The organism is Dehalobacter sp. (genome assembly GCA_023667845.1).
Classification (GTDB): Bacteria; Bacillota; Desulfitobacteriia; order Desulfitobacteriales; family Syntrophobotulaceae; genus Dehalobacter.
Map to the genome: position 1 here is coordinate 1 of JAMPIU010000081.1, position 19,122 is coordinate 19,122.

Annotated in this window: 14 protein-coding genes; 12 read left to right on the forward strand and 2 right to left on the reverse strand. The window is 42.4% G+C overall.

Annotated features, from left to right (window positions below; all coding sequences use genetic code 11):
• Positions 1-518: ABC transporter transmembrane domain-containing protein (locus tag NC238_06465; GenBank protein ID MCM1565580.1), on the reverse strand; the 518-nt coding region annotated here is incomplete at its 3' end.
• Between the two features lie 63 nt (positions 519-581).
• Positions 582-1,013 (reverse strand): MarR family transcriptional regulator, encoded by a 432-nt coding sequence (locus tag NC238_06470; protein MCM1565581.1) that lies wholly within the window; start codon positions 1,011-1,013, stop codon positions 582-584.
• A gap of 317 nt (positions 1,014-1,330) precedes the next feature.
• Between NC238_06470 and NC238_06475 the strand changes: the two genes are divergently transcribed.
• The 12 genes from NC238_06475 to NC238_06530 all read left to right on the forward strand — a co-directional run bounded on the left by NC238_06475 (position 1,331) and on the right by NC238_06530 (position 19,047).
• Positions 1,331-1,900 (forward strand): DUF4342 domain-containing protein, encoded by a 570-nt coding sequence (locus tag NC238_06475; GenBank protein ID MCM1565582.1) that lies wholly within the window; start codon positions 1,331-1,333, stop codon positions 1,898-1,900.
• Positions 1,901-2,028: 128 nt separating this feature from the next.
• On the forward strand, positions 2,029-2,718 hold the full coding sequence (locus tag NC238_06480) for a response regulator transcription factor (protein ID MCM1565583.1): 690 nt from the start codon (positions 2,029-2,031) through the stop codon (positions 2,716-2,718).
• Positions 2,702-4,126, forward strand: coding sequence for an ATP-binding protein (locus NC238_06485; GenBank protein MCM1565584.1), 1,425 nt, complete (start codon positions 2,702-2,704; stop codon positions 4,124-4,126). The genes NC238_06480 and NC238_06485 overlap by 17 nt, the downstream gene beginning before the upstream one ends.
• Positions 4,127-4,944: 818 nt before the next feature.
• On the forward strand, positions 4,945-5,610 hold the full coding sequence (locus NC238_06490) for a 4'-phosphopantetheinyl transferase superfamily protein (protein MCM1565585.1): 666 nt from the start codon (positions 4,945-4,947) through the stop codon (positions 5,608-5,610).
• A gap of 82 nt (positions 5,611-5,692) precedes the next feature.
• Complete coding sequence (locus tag NC238_06495; protein MCM1565586.1) at positions 5,693-10,006, forward strand: amino acid adenylation domain-containing protein; 4,314 nt, start codon at positions 5,693-5,695, stop codon at positions 10,004-10,006.
• Positions 10,000-12,045 (forward strand): HAMP domain-containing histidine kinase, encoded by a 2,046-nt coding sequence (locus tag NC238_06500; protein ID MCM1565587.1) that lies wholly within the window; start codon positions 10,000-10,002, stop codon positions 12,043-12,045. Before NC238_06495 ends, NC238_06500 begins: the two co-directional genes overlap by 7 nt.
• On the forward strand, positions 12,029-13,531 hold the full coding sequence (locus tag NC238_06505; protein MCM1565588.1) for a DUF3369 domain-containing protein: 1,503 nt from the start codon (positions 12,029-12,031) through the stop codon (positions 13,529-13,531). The genes NC238_06500 and NC238_06505 overlap by 17 nt, the downstream gene beginning before the upstream one ends.
• Positions 13,532-13,693: 162 nt before the next feature.
• Positions 13,694-14,734, forward strand: coding sequence for a bifunctional glycosyltransferase family 2/GtrA family protein (locus NC238_06510; protein MCM1565589.1), 1,041 nt, complete (start codon positions 13,694-13,696; stop codon positions 14,732-14,734).
• Between the two features lie 277 nt (positions 14,735-15,011).
• Positions 15,012-16,070: an energy-coupling factor ABC transporter permease gene (locus tag NC238_06515; protein ID MCM1565590.1), complete on the forward strand. Its 1,059-nt coding sequence runs from the start codon at positions 15,012-15,014 to the stop codon at positions 16,068-16,070.
• 82 nt (positions 16,071-16,152) lie between these two features.
• Positions 16,153-16,962 (forward strand): cobalt ECF transporter T component CbiQ, encoded by an 810-nt coding sequence (cbiQ, locus tag NC238_06520; GenBank protein MCM1565591.1) that lies wholly within the window; start codon positions 16,153-16,155, stop codon positions 16,960-16,962.
• Entirely contained in the window at positions 16,963-17,721 is a 759-nt protein-coding gene (locus NC238_06525) for an energy-coupling factor ABC transporter ATP-binding protein (protein MCM1565592.1), read from the forward strand. It begins immediately after the preceding gene.
• A gap of 111 nt (positions 17,722-17,832) precedes the next feature.
• Positions 17,833-19,047, forward strand: a complete 1,215-nt coding sequence (locus tag NC238_06530) for a trypsin-like peptidase domain-containing protein (protein MCM1565593.1) — start codon at positions 17,833-17,835, stop codon at positions 19,045-19,047.
• Positions 19,048-19,122: the final 75 nt, after the last annotated feature.

Below are 19,122 nucleotides of genomic sequence, written 5' to 3' on the forward strand. Positions count from 1 at the left end.
ATCATCACAATGACAATTGCCAGAACCGGTATGGCGACAGCTAGTACCCAAGTAAGGGCCTTATCTTCCCGGTAAGCCAGGATGATTCCGCCGATCGCCATGATCGGGGCGCTGATCATCAGGCGCATAATCATGATGGTAACCGTCTGGACCTGGTTGATGTCATTTGTCGTCCGGGTAATGAGTGTCGCGGTACCGATTTTATCAAATTCATGTAAAGAAAAGCTTTCGATTCTCCCAAAAATTTTGCTCCGCAAAACGGTTCCTAACCCTACGGCAGCTTTGGCGGATAAAAAGCTAGCCATGATGGAGAATACAGCGGCTGCTCCGGCGACCAGAAGCATGATTCCTCCTATATGCAAAATCCTCTGCGTATCACCATTCATGACACCGTCATTGATGATATCTGACATCAGCGTAGGCAGATACAGATCACCGAGCGTTTGAAGAAAAACAAGGATCAATATGCCGTAAATCAGATGCCTAAAAGGTTTTAAATAACGGTATAATTTCAACATAACCAAAAATCCTTTCTCACTTATAATGTTTAGAGTGTCCTTTGTTTAAGAAGATCAGGTACATCATTGACCCAGGATCTTCTTTAAAGCAGTCAAACCCTCTAATATTTTTCTCATATCTTCAGGGGTAGCTCTGCTCAGTATTTTCTGCAAGTCTTTCTCGGCTTGGTGATGAAATTCCCGGTGAAAGTCAACATATTTTGGACTCACTTTAACATAGACAATGCGTCTGTCCTGTTCGCTTCTGGTCCGAATGACCAAATCATGCTTTTCCAGACGGTCAATGATACCTGAAATCGTGCTGTTGGAAAGATGCAGTTCGCTGCTTATTTCGGATATCTTCATTTCACCGCGTTTTATCAGGGTGCTCATCACCATGCTTTGCGGCATCGTTAAACCGTTGCATTCAAAACTTTTACGCATTGTTTTCTTCAGAGATCTGCCAATTTCGGAAAAAAGTTGTACAATTTCCACTTCGCTGGGGTTATTTTGCATAGAAACAGGCCTCCTTAAACCCGTATAAAAATACTAATATTTCTCATGCAAATGTTTCGCATAGAAATTATTATATTGATCCGGGAAAACGTTGTCAACTGTATTTTGAGGACTATATTTCGAAGACTATTTTGTCTTATTTTAACGTCCATGGGTTGGGTTAATGCCGAACGAAGATCATTCATGAGCAAGTGCCTTGTTTATATCATAACCATAATACCGTTATGCAAAATTCTAATCAAGTTTTAATCCTGAATTAAGCGCAGTCTCATCTGACGTTATTACAATAGAGCTATAGTTTAGAAATGGAGATGAAAATGATGAGTATCAGCATGGAACAAATTGATGAGATGAGAAAAAGGACCAACTGCAGTTATCAGGAAGCCAAAGAATTATTAGAAAAGTATGATGGGGATTTGATTGATGCGATCATTGCCTTTGAAAAAATGCATGGGAATAAATCAAATTCAAATTTCAATCAGAAAACCTGTCAAAAAGAACAGAGCTTCGGTAAAAGAGTGAAGGCACTGCTTCAAAAAGGCTGCGTCACAAGGTTTATTATTGAGAAGGATCAGACCGTTATTCTGAATATACCGATCATTATTCTAATTATGGCCATATTAATCACAATGCCAATCATAGGATTGTATGCCGCAGCTTTGATTCTGCTATACGTAATGGGTTATCGGATCAGAATCAGAAAGGAAAAGGGGCAGGATGTTGATATCAACGAATTTGTCGACGGTATTGGCAGCAAAGTGAGAACGGCGGCTGATAAAATGAGGGAAAAGCCGGCAGCAGAACAAGAAAACAGTCCGCAGGCCGGAACCAGCCCTGCGAATGAAGATAAAAAAGAAGACGGCTACAATGAGATTACGATTGGTTAGTATCAATGAATGGTCAGGGTGCCAGTGGTGAGATAGGAGCTGACGAGAAATGAACCTGTGTTGTTTGCAGGTTCATTTCCGATTATAATGGAGTCGTCGCAATACTTTGATTGAGGGCGGAGGAAAGGATGAAAACCAGAATTCTGGTCATTGAAGATGAAGTGAAAATAGCCAGGTTCCTGGAGCTGGAGCTTACTCATGAAGGTTATGAGGTAGAGCTTGCTCACGATGGAAGAGAAGGCTATGAAAAAGCAGTCTTGGGAAAAGCAGATTTGATCATTCTGGACCTGATGCTCCCCGGTCTCAGCGGTGTTGAAATCTGCCGGAGGGTAAGGCGTGAATCGGACATCCCGATTATCATACTGACTGCCAAAGATGATGTTTCCGATAAAGTAATGGGACTTGACAGCGGGGCGGACGACTATATGACCAAGTCATTTGCTATAGAAGAGCTGCTGGCGAGGGTCAGAGTGATCTTGAAGCGTAGAGGAAAAAAGGAAGATCAGAATAATAAGATCACGGCTGGGCCGTTGATTTTGTATAAGGATGAATATCGGGTTACCTATCAGGGGGTAGACATATCCCTCTCCAAGAAAGAATTTGAGCTTCTGAAATATTTGATGGAGAATAAAGGCATTGTATTGTCGCGCGAAAAAATTCTCGATCATGTCTGGGGATATGACTACTATGGAGACACCAATGTTACCGATGTCTATATCAAGTACCTGCGCAATAAAATCGACCAGAAATATGGTATCGTACTCATTCACACCGTAAGAGGGGTCGGGTATCTGTTTAAATATGAAGACGAAAAATAAATCGAATAAGAACATGTTCAAAAATATCTTCAAGGTTATCTTTTTTCCGGTTTATCTTTTCAGGCTTCTTTATGCATTTATCCGGGAAAAGATCGCTTATTCAATTCGCTTAAAACTTTCCTTGAGGTATACAGGCATACTTTTGCGGACAGTGCTGGGAGCCGGTCTTATCGTTATCCTGGTTTATGGCGGATTTAGAATCCAGGAAACGGTTAAGCAGGACTATTTGGAGATCCAGAAGATGCTCAGCACGGACAGCAGCGGTTTTTCAGAACTGGAAACCTATTGCCGGGAGCATCAGATCCCGCTTCGTATCGATGAATCCAATCAGCAGACGCTTATGGCTACGGACCAAAATTTGAGGGAATATGGTTCTGAGTACTGGCTGGGCTTGGCCAAGGATCAAGGGAACATCTACGTATCTGTAAACAGGGATTTTGAAATAGCCGGAACTAGCGGCAGGATGATTATCTTTTCCAACATTCAGGATGAGATTACGGATATTTTGTTCATCGCCAGGATTATGCTCTTTGTCTTTGTACCGTTCTTGTTCCTGGCTCTGATTGCGATTGCCGTATCAGGGAAAGGAATTTTTGAACCCATACGTGAAATGACCCGGACGGTAAAGGTAATTTCCGAGCAGAATTTAAATTTAAGACTCAATGTAAGCGGGTCAAAAAATGAACTGAAGGAACTGGCGCTTACCTTTAATGAAATGATGAACAGATTAGAGGACCAATATAATAGGCAGAAACAGTTTGTATCCGATGCTTCGCATGAGCTAAGAACACCGATTGCCGTGATACAGGGCTATGCGGTCATGCTGGACCGCTGGGGGAAAAACGATCAGGCAGTTCTGCAGGAATCCATAACGGCTATCAAAAATGAAGCCGGGAATATGCAGGAGCTGATTGACAAACTGTTGTTTCTTGCCAGGCATGACAACAGTACGCTCGCCTATCAAAAGGAAGAGTTCAGCCTCACGGAAATGCTCCAGGAAGTCATCAGAGAGACCCAGATCATTGATTCCGGGCATCAAATCAATGATGAGCTCAATCAGGAGATTTCTATGTTTGGCGATCGAAACCTAATGAAACAGGCCTGTCGCATCTTTATGGACAATGCGATGAAATATACGCCGACTGGCGGACAGATCACGGTTTGCCTTAGCAAAGAAGGGGAGTCCATTGCGATAAGTATTAAGGATACCGGCGCAGGTATGACAAATGAAGAGTTGAAGCACATCTTTGACCGTTTCTACCGCTCCGACCAGTCCAGAACGAAGGAGCGGGGCGGTTATGGTCTGGGACTCGCGATTGCCAAGATCATTATCCTGGGCCACAATGGTAGAATTACAGTCCGAAGCAAAGTTGGAGAAGGCTCTGAATTTATTATCCTGCTCTCCTAGCACAACAACTACGTGATTTACAATAGTACGAACGGGGAGATATAACGCGGGAGATATAGGCGAGATATAGGGGAAGACATAGGTCTTTTCTTTTTTGTTATACATAAAGTAATTAATAGAAATATTGGAAAATAAAGGTTGCAATTTGCTTGGCTTCTGAATAAGATATCTCGAAATCAGTTCTTAAGAAGTTAAGATACGAGGAGGGGGAAAAATATGTACGGTTCTTATGGTTATGGCCGCGGCTGCGGAATGGGTGCCGGAGTTGGCATAATCGCTATTGCAGTACTGATCCTGATTGCTCTGGGCGTCATCTTCTAAATTGAATTTTGGCATGCAGCGTTCATCAGATATTCTTTGACCAGGAGGTGAAAAACATGGCAGTTGGAGCAGGTACTTTTGGCGGAACATTCGGCGGCGGCGGTTGCCTCTGCGGCATCGCGATCGTAGTGGTTATCATTCTCCTCTTAATTGCAATGGGGATCGTTTTCTAAATGATCTGAATAACATTTTTCTTATTCAATAAGATGGTTGGGTAATCAACGATTCTTCGATAGAGAGAAAGACAGTATGAGCCATAAGCGCCACGCTGTCTTTCTGACCTTCTGCAGCAACTTCAAGGAAAATGTAAAAAATGCCTAATATTGTCGAAATAAATTGCTTATCACATTTTCAAATGTTAGAATATGACTCAGGGGGTCCTATTTTTTGATTTACAGGTTTTTAGAAAGTTTACTACCTAATTATATGGCTTAAAAATTACACGTAATAGGGATTTTGTTAAAGGAATTTCCGGAAAAATAAAGAATTAATGTTCCATGATTAACCTATTTGGTTGTAATTTAGCATGTATTTGCGAAAATGAGATTAATGCCTATACGCAATTGATCTCGGGAAAAAGAAAAAGCAGTTTGGCCAGGTTGAAGTACATAGATGATGTAAAAAGATCTTTACTGGGAGAACTGCTCGTTCGCAAGATTGTCAGGGAAAATTATTTTCGAGGAAATGCTGAAATTTCTTTTGGTGTAAACGATTATGGCAAGCCTTATGTTAAAGACCTGGATGCATTTCATTTCAGTGTTGCCCATTCCGGAGAATGGGTTCTTTGTGCGACAAGCAGCCAAGAAGTAGGCGTTGATCTCGAACAAATCAGACCGGTTGACCCAGAGATCGCCAGGCAGCATTTTACCGAACAAGAGAACAGTTTCTTAACGGGACTTAGCCTGGACAGGAAAACAGAATACTTTTTTAAACTTTGGACGCTTAAAGAAAGCTATTTTAAAGCAAAAGGTACAGGCCTTGCGGGTAATCTTAAAGAAGCTGATTTTTCCAGCATGGCCGGAGCCAGTTTTTCTTATCCGAATGAAGGGCTGTACTTTCATATTTACCCATTTGATCCGGGTTACGCTGTGGCAGCATGCGGCTGCGAAAAAGAATTCAGTCCCAAGGTTCATGTAGTAAACATCCGATATTCAGACTTCTGAGCTTCTCTGAATACACGTACCATGGTCGATCAAGCCGACAGGGTATGGGAAAATTTGCAGATTTATGGAGGGCCGCTGTTTTATGGTCGAGTATTATCCGTTATCAATCCCGCAGAGGGGTATTTGGTATTTAGAGAAACTCCATCCAGGCACCAGCATTGGCAATATTGCTTCAACCCTGAAGATTAAAGACAGCATAGATTTCCAGCTTCTCGAAAAGGCCATCAACCTTGTAATCGAGAAAAATGAAGCGCTCAGGCTCAGGTTTAGGGAAAAGGACGGACAGGTATTCCAATATGTTGCCGAATTTGCATATGCGAAAATAGATTTCTTTGATTTCAGCGAGGGCGGCCTCAAACGGCTGTATGCCTGGGATCAGGAGGAAACCAAAAAACCATTTACCATTAACGACAGCCCCCTGGTTTATTTTTCTATCATTAAAATCAGCGAAAAAGAGAATGTGATATACTGCAAAATCCACCATCTGATTTCTGATGGGTGGACTGTTGTTTATATAGGCAATAAAATTATGGAGAATTACAATATGCTGGAAGAAGGTGTTTCCTCTGAACAGGAAAAGGATCCTTCTTATTTAGAATATGTCCATAGTGAGCTTGAATATCTGCATTCTCCCAAGTATATCAAAGATAAGGAATACTGGGAAAATGTTTTTACGGATACCCCGGAGATGACCACGCTGAAAAGCAAAGCAGCCAAGATGAACCATACCGAAGCAGTCAGAAAAACGTTTAAAATTCCCAATAAATTATCCAGAAAAATTTCCCAATACTGCCTGGAAAATAAAACATCGGTTTTTACCCTTTATATTTCCGCGCTCTGTATCTATATCAACAGAATATCCAATAAAGAAGATATTGTACTTGGAGTACCTGTTCTGAACCGCGCCAATGCCCGGGAAAAGAAGACAGTTGGTATGTTTATCAGCACAATACCGCTAAGGATTAATATCGATAACGATACGAATTTCCAGGATTTCTGCCATAAGCTGACCAGAAATTGGATGGAAATTCTGCGCCATCAAAAATATCCGTATGATGAAATTCTGAAACATGTCAGAAAACATAACAGAAGTATCGAAAAATTATATGAGATTGCCGTATCTTACCAAAATGCCAAATTTGTCAAGAACAGTGATATTAATAGCTGTGAGGGCAGATGGCATTTTTGCGGTCACCAGACAGAAGCGCTTTACATTCATATCAACGAGCGGGAAGACGACGGCAATATCATTATTGATTATGATTATCTGACGGATATCTTCTATAGTAAGGAAATTGAATTTATTCATGAGCATGTGCTGAGGATTCTTTGGCATGCACTGGACAATTCCGTGAAAAAGATCTCCGGACTAGAGATGATTTCGGAGAAGGAAAAGCAGAGAATCCTGTATGAGTTCAATGACACCGGATTACTCTTCCCTCACAATAAAACGGTTGCCCAATTGTTTGAAGAACAAGCAGAAAGAACGCCGAGTAAAACGGCACTGATTTTTGAGGAGAGCAGTATTTCCTACTATGAGCTGAATCAAAAGGCGAACCGGCTTGCTAGAGTGCTCAGGGACAAGGGCGTCGGGCCTAATACATTTGTAGGAATCTTTGTTCCGCGTTCTCTGGAGATGATGATAGCGATCCTGGCAGTACTGAAAGCAGGCGGTGCTTACCTTCCCATTGATCCGGACTATCCGTCCCAGCGAATTGATTATATGCTCGAGGATAGCCATACTGCTATTCTGTTGACCTGTCAGAAACTCATGAAAGAAATCCGTTTCAATGGGGAAATTATCGACGTTTTTAGTAACAATGAACAACGGACCGGATTAGCTAACCTGCCGAAAGTCAATACACCACAGGATATTGCCTATCTGATTTATACATCTGGTTCGACTGGAAAGCCTAAGGGTGTCATGGTTCAGCATTCAGCCGTCGTGAATCTGATTTCGGGAATAACAGCAAAGATTGACTTTTCTCCCGAGAAGGTCATGTTGTCGGTCACAACGATTTCGTTTGATATCTTTGTTGCGGAATCTTTACTGCCTCTCAGCAGAGGGCTTACAGTCATAATTGCAAACGAAAAGCAGCAGATTATTCCGGAAGAACTTAATAAGGTAATATATGATCATGATATTAATATATTTCAGGCTACACCTTCGAGGATTCAGCTGCTGCTGAGCAGCGATCTGGATCTTACAGGGATCAGAAATCTTACTGATATTTTAGTAACTGGGGAAGCAATGTCTGCTGCTGTATTAAACGATTTAAAAAGAGTCGTATCGTCCTCGGCAAAAATATATGATTTATATGGGCCGACTGAAACGACGATTTGGTCGACTATGGCCGATGTTACTTATGAAAGGAAGCCCCATATCGGTAAACCTATTGCTAACACGCAAGTTTATATCCTTGACCAACATATGAATTTACTGCCAATTGGAATTCCAGGAGATTTGTTTATCGGTGGAACGGGTGTCTCGAAAGGCTATTTTAGAAAAGACGATGTAACCGCTGAACGCTTTATTGCCAATCCTTTTCTTCCCGGAGAAAGACTTTATAAAACAGGGGACCTTGCCAGGTGGTACCCGGAAGGGGATATTGAATATCTAGGGAGGACTGATTATCAAATAAAAATCAGAGGATACCGAATCGAGCTTGGTGAAATTGAAGACAAACTTCTTCAACATCCTCATATTAGGGAGGCAGTTGCAGTTGTCAAAGAAAATTTAAATAATAGTAAAGTAATATGTGCTTATATTATTGCAGATACAGAAATAGGCAGTACAGAGCTAAAGGCCTATTTAGCACAGTATCTGCCTGACTATATGATCCCGAGTTATATTATCTCGGTTGATTTTATCCCTAAAACCCCGAATAATAAGATTGACAGGAATTCACTGCCTGAGTATGAAGAAAATGCAGCAAAACCTGTTTCGCCAAGAAACACAATAGAAAGGACAATTGCGAAAGTCTGGTGCTCTTTGCTGGGCAGAAAATCTGTTGGTATTGATGATAATTTTTTTGATCTAGGCGGAGACTCACTTACGATTGTCCAGCTTCAAGTCCTGTTGATGAAAAAAGGGATTGATATCGGGATTCAGGATCTTTATGAATATCAGACGATCAGACAAGTATCCGAGAATATGGAAGCTCAAAAAGACAGTGCTCAAAGTGGATCGATTACTGAAGACCTAATTAAGGAAATTAGTCTTGATTATGATGTGCAGCCCGGTCTGAGGGAGGCGCAGCATATCTTGCTGACCGGAGCTACTGGTTTTTTAGGGATACATTTGCTTGAACAGCTGATTAAACAAAAAGACTGTAATATTTACTGTTTACTGAGAGGAAAAACAATTCACGAAGCGGAAGATAAACTGCGGAAACAACTGGACTTTTATTTTAACGGAAGATACAGTCAGGAGTTAGACCAACGGATTATTATTATTTCCGGTGATATTGCACAGGATCGGTTTGGACTCGACGGCAATATTTATCAATATCTTCTGGAAAAGATCGATCTGGTCATTCATTCGGCCGCAATCGTGAAACATTACGGATTTTATGAAGACTATGTGGATGTCAACATTAAAGGTACGGAAAGAGTGGCGACCTTCTGTCTGCAGGGAAATATCCGTTTGAATTATATTTCCTCGATCACAGTCTCAGGAAACTATCTTACAAATAATATCCACGAGGGAAAGGTAGATTTTACAGAATCAGACTTGTATATCGGACAGGATTACAGCGGGAACGTTTATGTAAAAAGCAAGTTTGAATCGGAACGGTTTATTTATCAGAACGTCAAAAATGGTTTGAAGGCGGATGTTTATCGCATCGGCGTTTTAACTGGTCGTTACAATGATGGACAGTTTCAAAAAAATATTCAGGAGAATGGTTTCTATGAGAGGATCAAAGCAATTATTGAGCTTGGTTTTGTTCCGGAAATCTGGGCGGATGAACAATTGGAATTTACCCCGGTTGATTGTTGCAGTGAAGCGATAGCCAGGTTAATCAATTTATCTGCCGGAACACGTATTTTCCATTTGTTTAATCATAAGACAATCAGTCTGGTCAAAGTAGTTGAGATTTTAAACAGCCTGGGCATTGATATTGAAGTTGTTCCGAATGATGTCTTTGTTCAAATTGTTGAAAAGAATATGAAAGAGCATAACATCAGTCCTGCTGTCAACGAGCTGCTAAAGGGTAATTTCTCTGCTTATTCTCAGACGGTCAAAGTTAAATCAGAGATTACCCGAAATGCTTTAGACCTAGCAAATTTTGATTGGCCGGATATTGACCAGGCTTATATTTCACAAATTATTCGTTATATGAGTAAGATCAATTATCTAAATGAAAACCAGGTTAGAAGGAACATTGTATGTTAAACAAGATAAAAGAGTCTTTACAAAAAAGAATAAGTCTGCAGATAACGCTTATCTATACACTTGTTATTCTTTGTACGGTACTCACGTTATATTTCATCATTCCATTTGTATTCAACTATCCGCCAGGGTCCATCAACACCAGCTTTGATGTTGATGTATCCTATATTTCCTACAATACCCAGTTCATTATCATTACGTTCTTAATCATTATTCCAGGCTTTATATTTTTTAAATTGTCACTTTCCAATATTGATCAGTGGGCTTATTTAGTAGCAAATGATTCTGAGGAGTCGCGTCTGAAGCTGCAGAAAATCAGGAAAAAATGTATCAACATGCCCTATATCATTTATTTCGGGCAAATCATCGTATCGCTCATTGTCTTGTTTATCATTCTATTTGTCACAGGCAGTCACCCGTTAACCCTGATCTACAGAATTGTCATCCTGGTATTTTCTTTTGCAACGCTGGCAGCACTTTTTTCCTTTATTTTCTCCAAAAGAATGTTTACCAATGTCCTATTAAATACTTCTGTCAATAATGAGCTTCAAGGAATTAATCTAAGCATTCGAAAAAAAATTGTGCTTCACGTCTTGCCAACAATTATTATCGCGATTTTATTTACATCTCTAGTTGGCTATTCCAGACTGATTACCGAAAAAGGCGATCTTATTTATAAAATGTATTCAGAGCAGCTAAAAACGAATGTCACCATGGAGACTTATGACGAAAAAAAGGCAATAGAGGCTTTAAATCACATTATCTTGTTAAATAAAGACCATGATTCGAGGTTTATTATTACACCAGAGGGAAATTATATTTCTCTTGATAATAAAAATGCAAGTAATTTCTTTATTAAATATGCCATTGAAGTATCCAGCAACTACGACGGAAGAATTTACGAAGACTATACAGTCGAATCTCAGGGAACATCCGTAAGCGTTCCAGGTCCTGACGGCGATTATATTATTGGTATTAAATATGATATTTCTTCCTATAATACAATTATTTATTTTTCTGTAAGCTTCATCCTGCTGTTCATGATCAACTTTATCGTCTTAAACTACTTCTCCAGGTCCCTTGGTGAAGACGTTTCGAGGGTTGCCAAAAATCTCTCCGACATATCGCATGGCGTTAACGTTGATCTTGATCAGAAATTGGCGATCACCTCCAATGATGAAATTGGAGATCTGATTATTGCCTTTAATAAAATCCAGGAAAAAGAAAAAGCGAATATTGAATCGATGAAAGAAAACCAGGCCATCATTCTGGAGCAGGAGAGGCTGGCTTCGCTTGGCCAGCTGATCGGCGGAATTGCCCATAACCTGAAAACACCGATCATGTCGATTGCCGGAGGTATCGAAGCACTCAAAGATTTGACGAATGAGTACAGGGAATCTATTGAAGATCAAGCTGTATCACCTGCCGATCATTATGAGATTGCGAAAGAGATGCAGGAATGGCTCGATAAGATGAAGCCGTACTGTTCCTATATGACAGACATTATCAGTGCAGTTAAAGGCCAGGCAGTACAGATGAACTACGCCGGCTCAGATAAGTTCACCGTGGAAGATCTGGTTAAAAGAATTGATGTTTTGATGAAGCATGAGCTGAAAAAATACCACTGCAAGCTTAAACCTGATTTTCAAATTGATCTGCAGACAGAAATACGAGGAGAACTGAACAGCCTGGTACAAGTATTTGACAATCTGATCATCAACGCAATGCATGCCTATGAAGGACAAACCGGAGAAATCGGTTTCAGCATTTACAAAGAAAAACATAACCTCAAATTTGCTTTAAGCGATCATGGTAAGGGTATTCCTGAGGAAGTGCAGAAAAGACTGTTCAAGGAAATGTTTACGACCAAAGGTAAAAATGGAACAGGTCTTGGATTATACATGTCGTATTCTACAATTAAAGGACGATTTTCGGGCAATATGAAGTTTGAATCGCAGGAAGGCGTTGGCACTACATTCTATATCACGATTCCTTATCTATCCGCACACGTACAGGAGGCTAACGATGAGACGTTCAACTAATCGCGTAAATCTAGACTACAAAATCTTAATTGTTGATGACGAACCGGGAATCATTGATTCGCTGTCCGTCGTCCTGAAAAGAAGCGGCTACCAATTCGTTGGCCTGACCGATCCACTGGAGGCTATCGAAAAAGTCCGTGAAGAGAAGTACGATTTGTTGATTCTTGACTATCTGATGTATCCGATTCATGGCGACAAGGTCGTAGAGAGAATCAGGGAGTTTAATAACGAACTGTATATTCTTTTGCTGACAGGACACAAGGATCTGGCACCGCCGCTGGAAACCATTAAAGCGCTGGAAATTCAGGGTTACTGCGAAAAGGGTGACCGCTTTGACCAGCTGCTCCTGCTCGTTGAATCCGGGATCAAATCGATTTCCCAAATGCGGACGATTAAGAAGTTCCAGGAAGGCCTGAATAAAATTCTGCAGTCTGTTCCTAAGATTTATCAGCTTCAACCGATAGATAACATTCTGGAGGATATCCTGGCTGAAATCCTGCCTTTGGTCAATAGCAAGAATGCTTTTATTCTGATCGATGATATCACCAGGATTAGTTCCGGCAACAACAGCATATTTAAAGGGATCGGGAAATATAAGAAAAAAGTGGCCGATTTCATGGAAATGCTTGATCCGGAACTGATGGAGTATATCGGCAGCGCCAGGATCAATAAAAAGGTCGTTAAGCTTGATAAAAAAGTAATTATTCCTCTGATCAACGAATATCTTCAGGACATTGGCATCATCTTTGTAGAAGGGGAGGATCTTGAGGACGGGCTGAAACTGCTTGAGATCTATTCCAACCAGGCCTCCTCGTCCATCAATAATGCGTTTCTGCATTCCTTGGTGAATATTAAAAATGATGAGCTGAACAAAACGTATGACCAGCTCAGAGAGACCTATATGGATACGATTGAAGCCCTGAGAATGGTCGTCGATGCGAAGGATATTTATACCCGCGGCCATTCCGACAGAGTGGCCTATTTTGCCGTTAAGATCGGAGAGGCCTTTGGTTTCTCCAAGGAGGAGCTTGAGTTGCTGCGGATCAGCGGGATTTTCCATGATGTTGGGAAAATCGGTACTTCAGATGATATTCTGTTTAAGTCCCAGAAGCTGAACGAGAAAGAGTATGAAGAGATTAAAAAACACCCCTTGAAAGGGGCGAGAATCCTATCGGCTGTATCGATGTTCAAAGAGGTGGTCCCAATTGTCAAATGCCACCATGAACGCATTGATGGCAAAGGATATCCGGAAGGGCTGACAAAAGATGAAATCCCGTTCCTGGCGAGAATTATTTCTGTTGCTGATGCTTTTGATGCGATGATTTCCGACCGCCGTTACCGCTCCAGGCTGAAGTTTGAAGAAGCCAGAAATCAGCTCATTCAAGGATCCGGAACCCAATTCGATATGGAAGTGGTTGAAAAATTCATCCACCAGCTGTCTGATTTCGAACAAATGGCTAAGGAAGTTGCTTCAACATTTGAATAAAATCATTTGAGCATGCTCGAAAAAAGACAGCGTTCACTATTATTTTACCAAATGATATTGACGTTTGAATTCATGAAACCGTAATTGAAAGTTCACGAAACGGACATAATGAATCCTTACAATAATAGATACAATCGTGCAGTTATGTAAGGAGGGGATTCGATGACGATACTTATACCGGCCTATGAACCGGATGAGCGGCTTCTCAGGCTGATAGAGGATATAAAAGAAAAGTGCGATTTTCAGATTGTGATTGTAGACGACGGCAGCGGTAAGCCTTATAGCAGGATATTTCAGGCCGCAGGCAAATTGGGATGCACCGTGTTAACACATCCGACCAATGAAGGCAAAGGGGCCGCTCTGAAGACGGGATTTCGATATATCAAGGAAAAAGGTGAAAAAGAAGGGGTTATCTGCGCCGACAGTGACGGACAGCATTTGCCTGAAGATATCATCAGAGTTGCCCAGGTTGCCAAAGAACACCGCGAATTTATCGTTCTTGGCTCCCGGAAGTTTTGCGGCAAAGTTCCTCCGCGCAGCCGTTTCGGAAATACGGTAACCCGGGCAGTATTTTCTGTCTCTTCGGGTTCGCATTTGACGGATACGCAAACAGGCTTAAGAGGGTATTCAGCCGATATGCTCGACTGGTTAGGCAGCATCCAGGGGAAAAGATTTGAATATGAAATGAACATTCTTCTCGAAGCGAAGGCAGCGAGCTATTTGTTCTACGAAGTATGGATCAATACAGTCTATGACGAAAAAAACAGGTCTTCCCATTTTCGGACCTTTTCAGATTCAGCCAAAGTATATTACCCGATCCTTAAATTTTGTACCTCTTCTTTGATGTCCGGAGCACTTGACTTTGCGCTGCTGCTATTGTTTCAATTCTCCACATCAAATCTGCTGATCGCTGTAGTTGGGGCAAGAGTCTGCAGTTCTATTTTCAATTACAGCATGAACCATTATTTTGTCTTTTCCCGGAATGAAAAAACGGAACATCATAAATCCGCCCCGAAATATTTTTCACTCGTCGTATTTATCATGGCCTGCAATTACGGGCTAATGTATCTCTTCCACATTCTGATCGGCATACCGTTAGTCTTTGCCAAAATTATCACTGAATTAACACTTTTCTTATTTAGTTACTGGTCTCAGCGCAGCTTTGTGTTTAGTTCGAAAAAAAACCCTAATTACGGTAAATAAAAAATAACACTGACCCACTGACGAATGTTCATAAAAAGGAAAAAAGAAGATTTGCTCTGTAGCCTGTGGCCATGCCCGGTCTTTTTGTTTTAAATAGAATAGTTGATGAAGAAAATAGGCGATGTATCCCCCCTACCAGGATTGTAAAAATTGAAGAGTAATTTATAATTGATCTAAGCAAGATTGCTTTGCGATTACAAAGCAGAAATTAGTGCCTTGAATTTGGTGTCTTGCTGAAAAGTCTATGAGAAAGATACAGAAATAGGGGTGTTGGAGAATGCATATGGCAGATGCTTTGATTTCACCGGTTATTGGTGGAACCATGTGGGCTGCTACCGCAGGGGTAGCGGCTTATTCAATAAAAAAGATTCAGGACGATATGGAGGAGAACAAGGTTCCCTTGATGGGAGTTATGGGAGCTTTTGTTTTTGCAGCCCAGATGATCAATTTTTCAATTCCAGGAACGGGTTCCAGCGGACATCTTGGAGGAGGACTGATTCTAGCTGCTATGCTTGGGCCGTACGCCGGGTTTTTAGCCATGGCATCCATACTGTTGATACAGGCTTTGTTTTTTGGCGATGGCGGGCTTTTGGCCTACGGCTGCAATGTATTCAACCTGGGATTCTATACCTGTTTTATTACTTATCCGCTGATATTCAAGTGGTTTATTAAGAAAGGGATTTCGGCTAAACGCATGATGGCCGGTTCGATGATTGCAGCGGTCGTCGGGCTTCAGCTGGGGGCCTTCAGCGTTGTCTTGGAGACGGTCTTTTCTGGAAAGACTGAGCTTCCGTTTTCAACTTTTGTGCTCATGATGCAGCCTATTCATCTTGCGATCGGGATTGTGGAAGGGCTGGTTACCGCCGCAGTACTTACTTTTGTATGGAAAGCGAGGCCTGAACTTATTGAGAAGCAGGTATCGGGGAAAATCTCAGGCAATACTTCCATAAAACGGATCATATACGGACTTGCTATTGCAGCAGTCATTATCGGTGGAGGACTTTCTTGGTTTGCATCGTCAAATCCGGACGGCTTGGAATGGTCTATGGAAAAGACCGCCGGGACCGCGGAACTGGCAGAGTCTGGCGGAATTTATGGCATATTGGCTGATATTCAAAGCAAAACAGCATTTTTGCCGGATTACAGTTTTAAAAATGATGGCAGCGTGAGCGAAGAACAAGTCTCAGAGACAAGCGCTGAGGTTGCATGGCCATCTGTAAATGCAGGAACAACAGTATCCGGATTGGTGGGCGGTGCGATGACGCTCATATTAGCGGTCATGGTAGGGTTCTTTATCCGTTCCGTGAAGAGAAGGAAGAAGAAAGTTACTGCATGAACTATCCTGAGGCGGGGAACGATATCAAACGATATCCTTGCCTTAAACGAGTATATTCCGGAAGTAGGATTGAAAAGCAATAATGGCTGACTTTACAAGTTCGTTGTACAACATGAGGCTTATGGATGATCTGGCCTGTAAGGACACGTTTATCCATAAGCTTCATCCGCTGATTAAGATATTGACGACGATCGCCTATTTATTTGTCGTGGTCTCATATGACAGGCACGAGATTATCGGTTTGCTGCCCATGGGTTTTTACCCGGTGGTGGTTTTTTTTCTTGCAGAGCTGCCGGTCAAACAGGTGTTGGCAAGATTACTCCTGATCGAACCGTTTATTATTGCAATCGGTATTTTAAACCCGTTTTTTGATTCGCAAGTCATTACAGTGGGCGGACTTGCATTGTCCAGAGGGTGGATTACTTTCGCTTCAATCCTGCTGAAAAGTCTCTTCACGATCACGGCTGCGCTGATTCTTATTTGTACGACAGGAATGGATAAACTTGCCGCCGGTTTGCGTATGCTGAAGGTTCCACGGCTTTTTGTTTTGCAGCTGCTGCTGACATACAGGTATATTTCCGTATTGATCGAAGAAGTATCCAGAAGCATAAGGGCATATAAGCTTCGGGCCCCCCAGCAAAAAGGCATTCACCCTGGCGTTTGGGGAACGCTCGTTGGTCAGCTGCTCCTGCGGACGATTGACAGGGCCGAGAGAGTGTATCAGGCAATGTCTGTACGCGGTTTTACAGGGGAATACTATGCAGGAGCCGACACCAGGATAACTGTAAAGGACGGAGCTTATTTTGGCGGCTGGCTGCTATTTTTTATTTTAGCAAGAATGGTTAATATTCCATTGATAATCGGTCTATTAATATCAGGAGTGATAAGCTAAATGAGCCATCATAAGTTAGAGGCCAAAACCATTAATTATGTTTATCCGGACGGCAACAAGGCGGTTAAGGATATCTCGTTCACGATTCGTCATGGGGAGTCGGTCGGCATTGTTGGTGCGAATGGTGCCGGAAAATCCACCCTACTTATGTTACTGATGGGTGTTCTTTTTCCGAGCAGCGGCGAGGTACTGGTAGGCGATATTCGCGTTACCAAAAAAACACTGCCGTTAATCCGCCAAAGGCTCGGAATGGTTTTCCAGGATCCGGATGACCAGCTTTTTATGTCGACAGTCTATGACGATGTGGCCTTTGGTCCCCGGAATTACCGTTATGATGAAAAGGAAGTAGAAAGCAGGGTTTTTCAAGCTTTGGAGATGGTCGGCATCTTACATCTGAAAGACCGGCCGCCTTTTAAACTGTCCGGCGGCGAGAAAAGGGCAGCGGCGATTGCGTCTGTTCTTTCTATGCAGCCCGATGTCCTGATCATGGACGAGCCGACTGCATCGCTTGACCCGAGATCCCGTCGCAGAGTCATCAATCTACTGAATCGTTTTGAACATACCAAAATCATTACGAGCCATGATCTCGATATGATCTTGGACATTAGCCAGAGAGTCATCGTGATCAAAGACGGCGAAATTGCGGCCGACGGAGCGGCTGCCGAAATATTGGCGGATGCGGCACTACTTGATCAATGCGGGCTTGAGGTGCCGATTTCGCTGCAAAGATGCCCGAAATGCGGTGCTGTTTTTTCATAATTTTGTAAACAAAAGTTCACAGAATTGTCATAAATAATGATTATAATAATAAATAATCTGTAACCCGATTATTTTGCATAAGCAAGTTTAATTTAAAAGGTGGGGAATGACGTGAACTTTAACAACGATAACCATTATAAAGACTATAACGCTTATCACGACTATCCGTACAATGGTGAGCGGCCGCAGAGAAAGAAACCAGGGGTCATGGTTATTGCGGTTGTCGCGATCATCAGCGCCTTGTTGGGTGGGACAGCCTCTCTCACTTTAGCCCCGGTAATCTATCCGGAAATCATGAGTATCCAGAACCAGAGCGGCAGTTCGGCTAACACAAATTCACTCGTCGCAACCTCGGCGGTCGCGAACACGAGTACAGACGGTAATGGCAACACGTATCCGGTGGTAGAAATTTCGAAAACAATAGGCCCGGCTGTCGTGGGGATCGCCAATTTTCAGAGCGGCGGTAATATATTTGGCCGGTCAAGTGAACTTGCTGAAGTAGCCAGCGGATCAGGCTTTATTATTGATGCGCAGAAAGGGCTAATTGCGACCAACAATCACGTTATTGAAGGTGCCGAGAAACTGGTGGTAAGTCTTGCCGACGGGCGTAATATCACAGGTAAACTCGTGGGAGGAGATGCGCGGACAGATCTGGCCGTTGTTCAAATATCGGCCGACAATCTGACTACAGTCAGTCTCGGAGATTCCAGCAAACTTCAAGTCGGAGAACCTGTGGTTGCGATTGGGAATCCGGGTGGAGAAGATTTTGCCCGCTCTGTGACGACGGGTGTGATTTCAGCGACAAACCGTTTTCTGGAACTGCAGGGAGAAGCAAGTTTTAATCTGATTCAGACCGATGCGGCGATCAACCCCGGAAACAGCGGAGGACCGCTGGTAGATTATCATGGAAAGGTCGTCGGCATTAATGCAGCTAAGAACCAAGACACCGGCTATGAAGGAATGGGCTTCGCGATTCCGATTACGGACGCCTGGCCGACGATCCAACAGCTGATCAAGAAAGGCTATGCTGCTCATCCGGGCATCCTGGTCTCAGTCGACGAACGGTATACTGTTGAATGGGCTTCTCAGCAGGGCTGGCCTGCCGGCGCCTATATCTCAGCGGTCTCAACCGGAGGGCCTGCCTATAAAGCCGGGATTCGTGCCGGAGACGTCATTACGAAAGTCAATGGGGTTGAGATCACCAGTTCTCTCGAAATGACCCATGAATTGTTTAAATCTGAGGTCGGAAAGACGGTCACCCTTACCTATTATCGTCAGGGGGACACAAAAGACGTTAAGGTTACACTGGCAGAATTAAAGTCCTGAGCAACTGGCATTAGGGATTAGATAAGAATAAACCTCGCACCGTTTTCTTATGGACGATGCGAGGTTTATTCTTGT